The organism is Nocardia sp. NBC_00565 (assembly GCF_036345915.1).
GTDB lineage: Bacteria > Actinomycetota > Actinomycetes > Mycobacteriales > Mycobacteriaceae > Nocardia.
In genome coordinates this window covers 3873762-3887219 of the sequence record NZ_CP107785.1, presented here as the reverse complement: position 1 = coordinate 3887219, position 13458 = coordinate 3873762, and the positions used below count along the sequence as shown (strand labels likewise).

The 13458-nt window shown below is 67.3% G+C and carries 15 protein-coding genes and 2 pseudogenes; 6 read left to right on the top strand and 11 right to left on the bottom strand.

The features are described from left to right. Window positions 1-44: 44 nt before the first annotated feature. Window positions 45-1253, bottom strand: coding sequence for an FAD-dependent monooxygenase (locus OG874_RS18615; protein WP_330256389.1), 1209 nt, complete (start codon window positions 1251-1253; stop codon window positions 45-47). A gap of 102 nt (window positions 1254-1355) precedes the next feature. Here OG874_RS18615 and OG874_RS18610 point away from each other — a divergent pair, with 102 nt between their 5' ends. Next, window positions 1356-1928 carry a TetR/AcrR family transcriptional regulator gene (locus tag OG874_RS18610; protein WP_330256388.1) on the top strand — a complete coding sequence of 191 codons (573 nt, stop codon included), beginning with the start codon at window positions 1356-1358 and terminating at the stop codon, window positions 1926-1928. A 4-nt stretch (window positions 1929-1932) separates the two neighbouring features. Here the strand turns inward: OG874_RS18610 and OG874_RS18605 are convergent, their stop codons facing one another. Next, window positions 1933-2055, bottom strand: coding sequence for a hypothetical protein (locus tag OG874_RS18605; protein ID WP_330256387.1), 123 nt, complete (start codon window positions 2053-2055; stop codon window positions 1933-1935). Window positions 2056-2143: 88 nt separating this feature from the next. Next, window positions 2144-3490: a CoA transferase gene (locus OG874_RS18600; RefSeq protein WP_330256386.1), complete on the bottom strand. Its 1347-nt coding sequence runs from the start codon at window positions 3488-3490 to the stop codon at window positions 2144-2146. A 165-nt stretch (window positions 3491-3655) separates the two neighbouring features. Between OG874_RS18600 and OG874_RS18595 the strand changes: the two genes are divergently transcribed. Both OG874_RS18595 and OG874_RS18590 read left to right on the top strand, forming a co-directional pair. Beyond that, window positions 3656-4573 (top strand): dienelactone hydrolase family protein, encoded by a 918-nt coding sequence (locus OG874_RS18595; protein WP_330256385.1) that lies wholly within the window; start codon window positions 3656-3658, stop codon window positions 4571-4573. 66 nt (window positions 4574-4639) lie between these two features. Continuing rightward, complete coding sequence (locus tag OG874_RS18590; protein ID WP_330256384.1) at window positions 4640-5398, top strand: thioesterase II family protein; 759 nt, start codon at window positions 4640-4642, stop codon at window positions 5396-5398. Here OG874_RS18590 and OG874_RS18585 read toward each other — a convergent pair. The 5 genes from OG874_RS18585 to OG874_RS18565 all read right to left on the bottom strand — a co-directional run bounded on the left by OG874_RS18585 (window position 5338) and on the right by OG874_RS18565 (window position 9710). Further along, window positions 5338-5727, bottom strand: a complete 390-nt coding sequence (locus OG874_RS18585) for a DUF2784 domain-containing protein (RefSeq protein WP_330257331.1) — start codon at window positions 5725-5727, stop codon at window positions 5338-5340. The genes OG874_RS18590 and OG874_RS18585 overlap by 61 nt on opposite strands. 58 nt (window positions 5728-5785) lie before the next feature. Next, window positions 5786-6565, bottom strand: a complete 780-nt coding sequence (locus OG874_RS18580; protein WP_330256383.1) for an O-methyltransferase — start codon at window positions 6563-6565, stop codon at window positions 5786-5788. 73 nt (window positions 6566-6638) lie between these two features. After that, a complete protein-coding gene (locus tag OG874_RS18575) occupies window positions 6639-8108 on the bottom strand; it encodes an SDR family NAD(P)-dependent oxidoreductase (protein WP_330256382.1) in 1470 nt (489 codons plus the stop codon). Window positions 8109-8214: 106 nt separating this feature from the next. Further along, on the bottom strand, window positions 8215-9420 hold the full coding sequence (locus OG874_RS18570) for a hypothetical protein (protein ID WP_330256381.1): 1206 nt from the start codon (window positions 9418-9420) through the stop codon (window positions 8215-8217). 107 nt (window positions 9421-9527) lie between these two features. Further along, a complete protein-coding gene (locus OG874_RS18565) occupies window positions 9528-9710 on the bottom strand; it encodes a hypothetical protein (RefSeq protein WP_330256380.1) in 183 nt (60 codons plus the stop codon). A gap of 373 nt (window positions 9711-10083) precedes the next feature. Between OG874_RS18565 and OG874_RS18555 the strand changes: the two genes are divergently transcribed. Then, a complete protein-coding gene (locus tag OG874_RS18555) occupies window positions 10084-10647 on the top strand; it encodes a TetR/AcrR family transcriptional regulator (protein WP_330256379.1) in 564 nt (187 codons plus the stop codon). Window positions 10648-10891: 244 nt separating this feature from the next. Here OG874_RS18555 and OG874_RS18550 read toward each other — a convergent pair. Next, window positions 10892-11320, bottom strand: a pseudogene (locus OG874_RS18550) (aldehyde dehydrogenase family protein); the annotation flags it as partial. A gap of 83 nt (window positions 11321-11403) precedes the next feature. Then, a complete protein-coding gene (locus tag OG874_RS18545) occupies window positions 11404-11820 on the bottom strand; it encodes a hypothetical protein (protein WP_330256378.1) in 417 nt (138 codons plus the stop codon). Window positions 11821-11916: 96 nt separating this feature from the next. Here OG874_RS18545 and OG874_RS18540 point away from each other — a divergent pair. After that, window positions 11917-12122: pseudogene (locus tag OG874_RS18540) on the top strand (SDR family NAD(P)-dependent oxidoreductase); the annotation flags it as partial. A 116-nt stretch (window positions 12123-12238) separates the two neighbouring features. Beyond that, the gene (locus OG874_RS18535; RefSeq protein WP_330256377.1) at window positions 12239-12475 is read left to right on the top strand and encodes a hypothetical protein; all 237 of its coding nucleotides are present in this window, start codon (window positions 12239-12241) and stop codon (window positions 12473-12475) included. 37 nt (window positions 12476-12512) lie between these two features. On the opposite strand, the gene OG874_RS18530 is transcribed toward OG874_RS18535, so the two are convergent. Next, window positions 12513-13391: an SDR family NAD(P)-dependent oxidoreductase gene (locus OG874_RS18530; protein ID WP_330257330.1), complete on the bottom strand. Its 879-nt coding sequence runs from the start codon at window positions 13389-13391 to the stop codon at window positions 12513-12515. Window positions 13392-13458 lie beyond the last annotated feature (67 nt).

Below are 13458 nucleotides of genomic sequence, written 5' to 3'. Positions count from 1 at the left end.
CTAGCGAGCCGGTCTCGCCGGTTCGTTCCAGACCCGCCGACGGCTCAGTACGTCGGGAGTACGTAGTCGTCGGTGTTGGACATCATCTTGAGCATCAGCGGCCGCATCAGCCGCGAGGTCATCAGCTTCATGCTGGTGCGCGCCATCCGCGTGCCGAGGCGCGAGGTGGGCAGCATCATCTTGATGCCGCCGCCGGGCAGTTCCTTGGCCTTGTCGAGGAATGGCGTGACGATCTCCTCATAGCGGGTCAGCGCCGTCCGGAGATCATTCGGCGCGGCGGCGATTTCACCGGCCAGGACATACGCGCCGACAATCGCCATGGCGGTGCCCATACCGGTCATCGGGGAGCCGCAGAAGCCGGAATCACCGAGCAGGGTGACCCGGCCGGTGGACAGCGACGGCATATCGACGCGAGCCAGCATGTCGAAGTAGAAGTCCGGGGTCGTGGTCATCGCGTCGAGCACGGCCGGTGTCTCCCAGCCCGCCTCGGCCAGCATGTCGTGGATGAGCCGCTGCTGTGCCGCCACATCGCGGCGCAGCGCCGGATCGGCCTCGGTGCGCATGGTGACGATCGCCTTCGAGGTGGCCGGATCGGCATCCGGGCGAATCGCGACCGCGGCGCTGGGCACGGTGTGCATCTTGAACCAGCCCGGTTCGGTCCCGGCGGGCGTCGGCATGGTGAAGAAGGACATGTAGCCGCCGAGGTAGGTGACGAACTGTTCCGCCGGCCCGAAGGCCAGCTGCCGCGTCGCGGAGTGCACGCCATCGGCGCCGACGACCAGGTCGAAGCGTTCGGTGCGACCGGACGCGAACGTGACATCGACCCCGGCGTCGTCCTGAGTCAGCGCCTGGATCCATTCGCCGTAGCGGTAGTCGAGCTCGCCCGCCGCGCTGGCGACTTCGGTGAGCAGCACCTGATTCAGATCGCCGCGGGTGATCTCGATATCGGCTACCGGACCCTTGCCGTCGAACATCTCCGCCGGCATGCGGACGAATTCCCGGCCGTTCTCCTCGACATAGGCCATGCCGCGCTCGTCGAGTTGGTATTTGCGGATACCGGGCATGAGCCCCATCCGCTCGGCCACCTCGCGACTGGGTCCGCGCAGGTCGACTGCCTGTCCGCCGGGACGCGGCGCGGCGGCGCGCTCGACAACAGTGGTTCGGATGCCCGCGCGCAGCAGTTGCAGCGCGACGGCGTTACCCGCGATGCCGCCGCCGCTCACCAGGACGTGGAGGGAGTTGCTTGTGCTCATGACCGGGGCCAATCTGTAGAACGAATGTGTTAGACAAATGTTTAACACACGGTTGGCACGGGCGTCTAGTACGAATGTCTCAGACGAGTGTAGGCTGAGGTCATGGGAAACCGTGAAGACCTCTTGGCGGGAGCGCGCAAGGCCATCATCGAACGCGGCGTCGCGAAGACGACCGCCCGCGATATCGCCGCCGCGGCGGGGGTGAGCCTGGCCGCGATCGGCTACCACTTCGGCTCCAAGGATCGGCTGATCACCGAGGCGCTGGCCGAGGCGCTCGGCACCGATATCGGCGACCGGATGGACGCGCTGGTCCGCGACGGCAGCGGTCAGCCGCAACTGGAGGCATTCGCGCATCTGTGGAACGGCATGCCGCAGATCTTCGAGGACAACCGCGAAGGCATGCTGGCGAGTCTGGAGAATCTGGTGCGCGTCGCGCGTACACCGGAGTCGCAAACGTATATGGCCGAAAGCCTCTCCGGCGCTTATGCAGACCTCGGCCGCGCCGTGCGGGAAGCGCATCCCGACCTCGATGAGGACACCGCTCAGGCGATTGGGGAGCTGTACTTCGTATTGACCCAGGGACTCGGCATCCTGTGGACGATCACCCGTGGCGGCAACCTCCCGGACGGCGCGCGACTGGCCAAGGCCATAGCTGCCTTGGCCGGCGATTCCTGACGACTCAGGACCGATCCGGTTCCAGTCCGGCCGGGATACGCTGCAGCTGCAGCACCGAAAGTGCCAGTACGGCGAGTGCGAGCACCCCGAGCCCGATCCACTCCCGCGAGCGGCTCGGCGAGTTCACTCGTGGACCGGCACAGGTTGGTATCCACGGTTCGGGATCCGTCCGCAGCGGTGGTGTCGATGAGGGGTCATGCCGCCACGCGGATTACCTATCGCGCGGGGAGAGGCCAGGCGGGTCGGTCCGCGCCGTATCGCGGTGCGGGCCAGGTGTAGTCGGGGTACTCGGCGAGCGCCGGTGCGGCAGTGGTCACCCTGCCGTGCGTGATCGCCGCCATCGGGCTCGGCATCGCGGCCTGCGGGTGGCGCGGCGTGCGGCCGGGTACGTGCAGAAGCCAGGACGCGGTGCGCGCCAGCGCGACTCGGACGTCACGTCCGATGCCGTCATACGCGCGGGCGACGAGCGCATCGATTACGCCGGCGGCGAGCAGATAGCCGGAGGCGTGGTCGAGGGCCTGCGCGGGCAGCGCCCCCGGCACAGCGGGTGCGCCCTCGACGATCGAGATACCGGTCGCGGCCTGCACGATGCTGTCGAAGCCGCGCCGCTCGCCCCACGGGCCGGACTCGCCCCAGGCGGAAACCCGACCGTGCACAAGGCCGGGACGCGCGGCGGCGGTGAGTCCGGTATGGGCCAACGCACCGGGCCGATAGCCGGTGATCAACACATCGGCCGAGGCGAGCAGGTCGTTGACCAGCGGCAGCTGCGTGCGCAGATCCAGCAGCGTGGAGCGCTTGCCCTGGCAGGTGTCGTGGTACTGCCACGGGATCTCGGGCAGCTGCGGCGGATCGATCCGCAGCACCTCGGCGCCGAGTAGCGCGAGCGTTCGGGTCGCCACCGGTCCGGCGAGCACCCGGGTCAGATCGAGCACCCGGACACCGCGCAACGGCTGCAACGGCGCCGCGCCGACCGGCAAGCCGATCTCGCCGCGATCGGCCCGGGTCTCGATCGCCACCAGCGGCCCCGATGCGGCCGCCTCACCCTGTGGGCTCGCGGCCCACTCCTGTTCGGTGCGCACCTGCACGGCGATGGCGCCGTGCGCGGCCGCCAGCTCCTCGATATCGCTGGCTCGGCGCATCGCCATCTGCGCGACCGCCAGATCGACGGGTGCGTCATCGGGTAGTCCGAGCGACGCCAGCAACCTGGCGCGATGGTGCGGATAGTTGGCGTGCGTGCGGACCCAGCCGTCGAAGGTGGGGAAGAACCCGGACAGATCGGCGAACAGCGTGGCGGGCGCACCGCCGATACGCAGCAGGCGCTCACTGGAGAACGCCGCGGTGATCCGATCTGGATCCAGCCGGTGCCGCACGGGATTCAGCTGGTGCGCGTCTCGTATTCGGTTCGCCGCCGCCGTCACCGCGGCCACCGATCCGGCGGCCAGCGCCCAAACCGGCAGTGTCGCAGCCAAACAGCTGCCCGGATCGGCGGAAGGGGGAGCATCGGAGGGGGTGACACCGACTCCGGCTTCGTAGTCGCGGACCAGCTGTTCGTGCGCAATCACCACACCCAGAGTAATAGTCTGCGCGCGGTGGCCGGTGATCGCTCTCGGTGGCGGCCGGTGTCGATTCGCTCACGTGTCGCGGGCCCGCGCATCGGTGCGGGGCTAATGCGGAATTTCTGTTTGGAACGGGTGCGCCCCCGTCCGCCGCGGCCTAGGGTCGGTGCCATGACGCCGCTTCAGCGTTACATCGCCGAAGAAATCGCCACCGATCATGCCGACGGCCTGCTCGGCCGGCGCGAAGCGCTACGCCGACTCGGCCTGCTCGGCATGGGCGCTCCCGCCGCCGTCGCGCTGCTGGCGGCCTGTTCCAGTGGCGGCGAACCGTCGAGTTCCGGACCGACGGCCAGTGGCTCGACGCCGTCCGGCTCGGCCGCGCCGGCACCGCCGGGCGTGAGTGACGCCGTGCCCGCCACCGCGATCACCTTCGCCGGGCCGGCCGCCCGCACGTTGCAGGCCGCGTGGGCGGCCGCGCCGCAGCCGCGCGGCAGTGTGCTCGTCATTCACGAGAACAAGGGACTCACCGACCATATCCGTTCGGTGACAGGGCGTTTCGCGGGTGCCGGCTATTCCGCGCTGGCCGTGGACCTGCTGTCCGAACTCGGCGGCACCGCCGCGTTCACCGATCCGGCCGCGGCCACCGCCGAACTCGGCAAGATCGCGCCGGAGCAGTTCATCGGCGATCTGCAGGCCGGGATCGCGGAGTTGGAGCGCCGGGTGCCGGGTAAGAAGGTCGGCGCCACCGGGTTCTGCTTCGGCGGCGGTCTGGTCTGGCTGCTGCTGGCGGCCGGCACGGCGAATCTCGCGGCGGCGACACCGTTTTACGGTCCGTTCCCGGAGAACGGTGACCTGTCCGGCGCCAAGGCCGCGGTGCTCGGGATCTACGCCGCCAAGGACGAGCGGGTGATTGCTTCGCGCCCCACCGCGGAAGCGGCGCTGGACCGCGCTGGACTCACCCATGAGATCTACGTCGCCCCGAACGCGGACCACGCCTTCTTCAACGACACCGGCCCCCGCTACAACCCCACCGCCGCCGCCGAGGCCTGGCGTCGGGTCCTGGACTGGTACGGCGAGTATCTCGACTGAAACGCACCGGTGGCAGCACCGATAACGGTGTCGGGGGTGGGACTTTCGACGGAGAAGGAGATCGTTGTGGGTAGAGCCATCGTCGGGACGGACTGGCTGCGGGTGCTGCGGGCGCATAGCGCGCCGCGCCACCAGCTGCTGTGTTTCCCGCCGGGCGGGGGCGCGGTCACCGTATATCGCGCACTGGCCGAGCGGATCGACGGTGGCGTCGCGGTCGTGGCCGTGCAGTATCCGGGTCGGCAGGACCGGCTCGGTGAACCCGCGATCGATGACATGGACGCCCTCGTCGATCGGATTGTGGAGGAGGTGCTGGATCAGGGCCCGGTGCAGCAGCTTTCACTATTCGGTCACAGCATGGGCGCGACGGTGGCCTTCGAAACCGCACGCCGTCTGGAGCGTAAAGGTCAGCCGATCACGACGCTGTTCGTATCCGGCCGTCCCGCACCGACTTTCGTCGAGGAGCGCCGACTGCACCTCGGCTCCGACGACGACCTGATCGGCGATCTGGAGCGGCTGGCAACCGATCCCGCGTCGGTCAAGATCCTGCGTGATGAACCCGGCCTCGCGGAACTGGTGCTGCCCGCGGTGCGCAGCGACTACCAGGCCATCGAGACCTACCGCTATCGCGAGGGCGCCCCGTTGTCCTGTGACGTCTCGGTCTTGGTCAGCACCGACGACCCCACGATGACTCCGGGGCAGGGCGAGCAGTGGCGCGAGCACACGAGCGGCGCCTTCGAGCACGCGGTCTTTCCTGGCGGGCACTTCTATCTCGATGACAAGGTCGCCGAGGTCGCCGACCTCATCGCCCGCACCCTCCACACATAGCCCACCCAGGACACCACCACACACACCGCGACCAGGGTGCGCACCAAACCCAACGCGCCCTCCGGATAGATGACTCCGGTCAGGTAGTGGTCGATGAACCCACTCGACGGGAGCCCGGCCATACCCGCTCGATGTCGCGCCCAATTCTCCAAATAGGTGAGCGGGCAATCGAATCCGATCAGGACCGTGCTGAACCCCCACCCGAAGGCGATCAGGTGCAGCCAAATGGTGCGCGGCCACCGCCACGCCAGAAACCCGCCCACCACCACATACGCCACGAACGCGAAATGCGCGATGGCGGTGGCGTCGGCGAGCAGGCGGTACAGCATATGCCCAGGGTAGTCGCGTGCCGTGGCGCTGGGCATCAGCACAAAGATTGTGTGGGTCTCAGCCCAAATATTCGGACTCGAGGACCAGGTCGGCGAGCAATGACTGGTACTCGACATGCGTCTTGTGCTCGACGGTTCGCCACTCGGTGCCCTCGCGCTCGTGCATGTAGTGCCGATATCCCGGTGCGCCGGGCACCTTGATGTTGTCGGCGACCACGATCGAACCCGGGTGCAGCCAGCCGGCCGCCATAATCGTCCGCAAGTCCGGCAGGTATGCGGTCTTTTCATGGTCGATGAAGACGAAATCCAATGCGCCGTCCGCGAATCCGTATTCGGTGGCGAGCCGCCGCATAGTATCGCCACCATCGCCGATCTTGCCGACCACGACGCTGACCCGGTCGGCCAGGCCCGCATGTTCGATGACGGCGCGGGCGATTTCGGCGTTGGCGGCGCTGGCCTCCACCGACACCAGGCGCGCACCTGGTGGCATGGTGTGGCCGGTGCGCACCGCGCTGTAGCCGCAGTACGCGCCCAGCTCGAGCAGCAGGCTCGGATCGGCGCGGCGGACCGCGGCATCGAGGAGCAGACCCTTTTCGTCGCCTACGTTCATGAGCATGCTGCGGTTTCGGGCGAAATCGTCGATGGCGTCGATGACACCGGCCGGATCGCCCTTGGCGGCATGGGCGAGGACGTGATCGCGCAGGGCCTGTTCCCGGCCGTCGCCTACCTGGCCGGTGCGCAGCACACTGCGACTGCCGAGCGCGAAACGAATATTCGACCAGCGCAGAAACGGCATCCGATCACGTATTTGGGCCCCGAGCCCACTCTTCTTCGCCATACAGGCGATTCTGCCGCCCCACCCGAGGCCACGGCGGTTCGCCGCGCCCGAACCCGGCAGTCGGCTGTCCGGTTTACCAGGGGGCGGGCTGGTAGTCCTTGAGGAAGCAGCCGTAGAGGTCGGTGCCGGTCTCGCCCTGGACGATCGGGTCGTAGACGCGGGCCGCGCCGTCGACCAGGTCGAGCGGGGCGTGGAAGCCCTCATCCGCGAGCCGAACCTTGGTGAAGTGGGGGCGTTCGTCGGTGATCCAGCCGGTGTCGACGGCGGTCATCAGGATCGAATCCTCTTCGAACATCTCCCGCGCGCTGGTGCGGGTCAACATATTCAGCGCGGCCTTGGCCATATTGGTGTGCGGATGGCCCGCGCCCTTGTACGCGCGGGAGAACTGGCCCTCCATGGCGGAGACGTTGACCACGTATTTGCGGCGGGCCCCGGCTGCGGCCATGGTCGGGCGCAGCCGCGAGACCAGGATGAACGGCGCGACCGAATTGCACAGCTGGACTTCGAGCAGTTCGGTCGGATCCACCTCGGCCACGGTCTGCACCCAGCTGTTGGTATGCGCCAGATCCGGCACCAGACCACCGGCATCGATCGCGATACCGCGCGAAATGCGTTCCGGCGTAGCCGATCCCGCGACCAGTGCGAGTTCGGCGACGTCGGCGGAGGTCAGGGTCGGCGTCAGGGAGGCGGTGAGCGCGGTGGGGTGCGCCTGCATGGTCTTGCCGAAGGCGACCACATCCGGCAGCACGCCCGCGGGCAGCGGACCGGATTCGGCATCGACCAGCGCGCTGTACGCGCCGGGGGAGCGCCGCACGGTCTGGGCGGCATTGTTGATCAGAATATCCAGCGGTCCCTGTGCCGCGACATCGTCGGCGAGCGCGACGACCTGCGCCGGATCGCGCAGGTCGATACCGACGATGCGCAGCCGGTGCAGCCAGTCGGCGCTGTCGTCCATGGCGGCGAAGCGGCGGATGGCATCGTTCGGGAACCGCGTGGTGATGGTGGTGTGCGCGCCGTCGCGCAGCAGCCGCAGTGCGATATACATGCCGATCTTGGCGCGACCGCCGGTCAGCAGCGCGCGCCGCCCGCTGAGATCGGTACGGGCGTCCCGCTTCGTGTGGCTACTCGCGGCGCAATCCGGGCACAGCTGGTGGTAGAACGCGTCGACGCGGGTGTAGCGCTGTTTGCAGATGTAGCAGGGCCGCGGCCGGATCAGCGTGCCCGCGCTGGCGCCCGCGGCATTCGAGCTCAGCGGAATACCCGCGGTCTCGTCATCGATCCGATTCGGCGATCCGGTCGCGGTCGACGCGACCACCGCACGATCGGCTTCGGCGACCGCGTCCCTGGCCTCGACTCGCCTGCGCTGCTTGAGCTTCTTGAACATGTGGCCGACCGCGCGCTGCACGGCGATCGAATCGGGATCGTCCCTGTCCAACTGCCCGGCCTGGTCGAGCACCCGCAGGCAGATCGCCAACTCATCGGGGTCGATGACCCGGTCGCTCGGCGCTGGTGCGGTAATCGTCGACGCGGTGTTCTCGGCCATCGGAATGCGGGTTTGTCCTTCGTGAACAGGGAGGTTGACCCACCCATTGTCGCATTCGAGGTGCTGACCGGTCGGCGCGGGCGGGCCGACGCCGACCGGACGCCGGTTATTTGCGCAGCTTGCTCATTGTCGAGTTGGCGGTCTTCTTCAGCAACTCGGTGGCCTCGGCGGCGCTGAGGATCTTTCCCGGAGACTTCGACGAGCTGGAGGAGTACTGCGACCAGCTGATGTGATAGGTCGTCCAGCCATCGCGCACGGCCACGGAGACGTCGGCCGTCGGATCGTCGGCCTTGTGCTTGCCGGTGATCAGGTACGCCTGGTCGCCGAGCCCGGAGATCTTGTCGATCTTCGCGTCCTTGCCGTATTCGGTCTGTGACCAGGTCTCATAGGTCGCGGTGAATTCCGGGCCCGGGTTGGTCTGCTTGTGCACCTGGGCGCTGGTGTAGATGGCGGCGTAGTCGTACTTCTCGGTCGACCCCGACGGCGTGAAGCGGACATCGCAACCCATAGAATCGACCGCGGCGTGCTTGGAGCCCTTGTGCTTGGGGTAGGTGTCGCCCGAGGAATCGCTCTTCGAGAGCGCGAAGCCCGCGCTCGTATATGGCGAGGTGTCGGTGAGGTCGCAGAGATTGTCGACGTATTTGTAGCCGCGCAGGTCGGCGTCCGTGCTGATATCGGCCTTGCCCGCATCGAAGGCACCGATCGCGAACATGGCTCCGGCCCAGACCGCGGAGGTGACCACGATCGCGCCGAGTGCCCAAAGCCAGCCCTTGCCACCGGATTTGGGTGGCTGCGGGTATCCGGGTGGCGGTTGCTGGAAGCCTGCCTGCTGGAACCCCGGCTGTTGGAAACCCGGCGCGGGTTGCTGGAACCCTGATTGCTGGAATCCCGGCGCTGACTGTTGGAATCCCGCTTGCTGGTACCCGGGCGCAGGCTCCTGCTGGAATCCTGGCGCGGGCTGCTGCTGGAACCCGGGCTGCTGGAACCCGGGCTGCGGATATCCCGGTGACGACTGCTGATACCCCGGCTGCTGATACCCGGTCCCGGATTGATAGCCGGCGGGCGCGGCCCCGGGCTGATCGAATGACTGCCGCAGAATCGTCGGATCAGCGGGCTGCTGCACTGCGCCGGCCGATTGCCCCGCAGCGCCGACCTGCTGGTCCGCGGCCGGCACTCCCGGCTGCGGTGGCAACTGACCCGGCTGCCCGACCATCGTCGGATCCGATTGTGAATACTGCGGCCCCTGTGGCGCCTGTTCGCGCGCCCACCAGGCGTCGTTGGGTTGATTGTGTTGTTCCCCCGGTCCGGTCATGGCCCGCAAAGTACCATCTCGCCCGATTTCCCGGCCAGCTGAGTTGACCACGGCTGGTGAGACTTACGCGCCGATCAGCCGATCGTGCACAGGACCGCAGGCGCGGATCACCTCCGGTCGCAATTCGGCCGCTGGTCGGTGGAGGCCACCAGCCGCACGGCCCGTCGCGGTTGGGATGCCAACTCGCGCAACGTGATTCCGACGTGATCGAGATTCGGACCGGCGACGGCGGTGAACGAGGCGATCCGGGTATTGGCGCGCGGATCGCAGACCGCCTCCCAGATCTGCACCGCACGGCGCCACCCCGGACGAGCTCGAGCCGATCGTCGTCGAGTACGGACGAACCTGCACGTAGTAAATGGATTCGGCGCGAGTTCGACTTCTTCGAGGACCTCGATGGTCGATCGTCCGGAGGGTTGAGATCGAGCGAAGGCTAGTCCGGCTCGTGATACCAGCCCACGCATCGCACCGGGGATGAGTGCCGCCATTTCACGTACGCGGCGAGAATCAACTGGGCACCTACGCCGACCTCGGCGAGGCTCGCCGCGGCCTGGTCAATGCAATCGTCTCGTATCTCCAGCACGGCCGCCCTGCCGACTGAGGGCGCCTTCCGGCCCAGGTCCGAGTGGTCTCGGACTCTATTCTGTAGTACCGTCCATACATATGTCCACCGGAATCGAAGCTACCCGGCGGCGGCTGACCGAGAAGCAGGCCGACACCGTCGATCGCCTGACTGTCGCGGCGGTGGAAGTACTGGCCCGCGAAGGGTATTCGGGCACGTCGATACGGCTGGTCGCCTCAGCGGCAGGTGTCGGCACGGCCACCGCCTACACGTATTTTTCGTCCAAAGAACATTTGATCTCGGAGGTGTACTGGCGGCGCCTGACCGCCATGCCAGTTCCCGATATGGCGGGCCTGGACGAGGTCCCCCGCGTGATCGCGGTGCTGCGACAGGTGTCGATGCTGGTGGCGGATGAGCCCGCGCTGGCAGGGGCTGTCAGCAACGCGTTGCTCGGTGACGATCCTGATGTGAAGCATCTGCGTGTGCGTATCGGCACCGAGATTCGTAGTCGGCTCGCGACGGCCCTCGCCGCAGAGGATCGGGAAAGCCTCGACATGCTCGAGCTGCTGTACGCCGGTGCGCTGCTGCAGGGCGGGATCGGGCTGCTGTCCTACGAGCAGGTCGCCGATCTGTTGCAGGCGTGCGCTCGCCGGCTGTTCGGCTGACGCGGGCAAAGCGTATCGCGCCGGTGCGCGTCCCCGCTCCCAGCAGTACCGCGCCCAGCACCATGACCGGTTTGGACGGTCGCAGCCGCGCCATCCGAGAACCACCGCACCGCACTATTGTCCAACTCCATGCCTCGTCGAATTGCTGTCGTGCTGACGGATTTCCGCGACCGCTCAGGCCCGCGCGGCCGGTGAAGCTCACCTTGTCGATATCTGAATTCACCAGGGCAGCACCGGTTTCCCCGTCGCCGTGCAGTACCTGGACGACCTCCTCGGGCACGCCCGCCTCGGGCAGGACCCGCACCGCCCATTCGCCCGACCGCGGCGTTACCTCCGACGGTTTGCAGATCACCGTGTTGCCCGCGAGCAGTGCTTGCACAACGGGATTGAGCGTGAGGGCGAACGGGACGTTCCAGGGCGTGATCACGCCGACGACGCCGAGCGGCTGGTATCGGATGTACAGCTTCTTCAGTGGGCGGAGGTAGCCGTGCAGTCGTTGCCGGTGTGGTCGCAGGTCGCGGCGGGCGCGGCGGGTCCAGTAGTTGACGAAGTCGCAGGCGGGCACGATTTCCACGCCGAGCGCCTCGGCGTGTGGCTTTCCGGTCTCCGTGCGGATGGTCTCGGCGATATCTCCGCGCCGGGCTGAGATGATCGCCACGGCGTCGCGCAGAATATCGGCTCGTTCGCCGACATCGCGGGCGGCCCAGGCGGGTTGGGTGGCGCGGCCCGCGCGACGGCACGCTCCACGTCTGAGCCTCAGCGCCGGTTCAGGATGCTCTGGACAACCTGATCGGCTGATGGTGCGCTACGACCTCTCGCGGCGTATCCGAGGCCGGCGTTGAGCAGCGCTCCCGTGTAGATGGCCTCGAGTTGTTCGGCGGCGGCGGCATTCGCGCGCGGACCGAGTGCGGCGCGAACCCTGGCCCGGACCACACTCGCCGTCTGGGCTCGAAGGAGTTGCAGGTAGGCGGCGTCGGCCTGAAATCCCTTGCGCCGAACTGGTATCGGCTCTGTCACCGCATGACCCGGCTGGTCTTCGCCTGCCTCTGCGGCGTGGGTGGTCAGGCCGTCGTGGCCCGGTGTTGCCGCCACTGTCGCGGCCGCATCGAGCAAGCGATCGGGCCCGTCGGCCCGATCACCGTGGGGATCAGCGGAGGGGCCCGCTTCAGACATGGGACCGTACATGTGTCCGAATACTATTCCAGACTAGTGTCGAGCACAATATTCGACTCATGATGCTTTGATCTTCGACTCTCGGCCGCGCTCGCACTCGACGTGACCAACCTGAGCTCGTTCCGCGTGTTCCTCGACGAGGTCGAGCAGACCTGGGGCCCACCGATGTGCTGGTCAACAATGCAAGGATCATGCCGGTCGGGCGTTTCGTGGACGAGGCGGACGCGATCACCCGCCGCATCCTCGACGTGAACATCTACGGCGTCATGGTCGGCACCAAGCTCGTGCTGCCCGCGGGTCGGCGAGCATCGCGTCGACTCGATTCGGCTGGTACGCAATGAAATCCACGAGGAACCGGGCTCGGCGGTCGCGGTGCCCACCAATGAGACCGAGAACTTGGACACGACACTGGTGTTGCGTGCCGTCGGCTATGGCGGCGCTGGTCGACGATTTCCGGGCTGGTCGAATGGCACGGCCCGCACGAGGGCGTTCAGATCTGTCGACGCTGTTGGCGCAGCGATGCCCGAATCTCGTCGACCGGAGTGGCTGGGGCCTGATCGACGCCGCCGAACGCGCCAACGGTGCCGCGGCCAACCGTCCACGGGTGAAGTTCACCCGCACGGAGCATATGGTGGCCACTGCGCGTCAGGGCTGACAGCAGCGTGGGGCCGAAGTGGCCGGCCTCCAACGTCTTACCGCTTCTCGATCAGCGCATGGAGTTCGGCAACAGACCAGGGCGGCTCGTTGTGATGATCGCGATATCCGATCGGCGCCAGCGCCGGACGGGGGAACGAACCGACGAATCCGCCTGCGGTGACGAAGATTTCACCTGTGACCTGCCGGGCGAAATCGGACGCCAGATACAGATATAGTGCCGCGGCGTATTCGGGCGGTGGAGCGTCGAGCGATGCCTGCATAGTCATTTCGTCGAGTAGCCCACGGTCGTGCAGATCGTGGATATGGGCCTCGTAGTCCGGTCCGGTAGACAGCCGAGTCTTGGCTCCGGGGCAGACGGCGTTGACGCGCACGCCGGATCGCCTCAGTTCGGCGGCAATGGCCAGGGTCAAACTGATGACCGCGCCTTTGCCTGCCGGATATCCGGTGCCGCCGTAATCGCCCAGGTAAGCAAACGATCCCGTGGTGATGATCGAGCCGGAGCCACGCGCGGCCATGACCGGCGCCGCGACGCGGCAGGTGTTGAACACGGTGGTGATATGCGAATCAAGCAGTGCCCGCCAATCGCGGGTGCGCACATCCAGGATCGATGACCGAGCAGGCTCGGCGATCCCAGCGCAGTTGACGAGTATATCGATGTTGTCGTAAGTGGATGTGCAGGTGGCGATGAGGCGTTCGGCGACCGCCTCATCGGCAGCGGATCCCGCGACGCCCACCGCGTTTCCGCCTGCGCGCGTGATGGTTTCCGCCGCCCCCTGTACCGCGGACTCATCTCTCGAGTTGATCACGACGCCCGCGCCGTGGCCGGCCAGCAACTCGGCGACCGCGAGCCCGATACCACTGCCACCACCGATCACGACGGCACCTCTGCCGGACAGCATCGGTTCTTCGGTCATGTTCCGGCTCCTCGGGTTCGTGTGCACGTGGCGGCGGAAGACGGCGCCGCGCAATGCCACCTTGTAA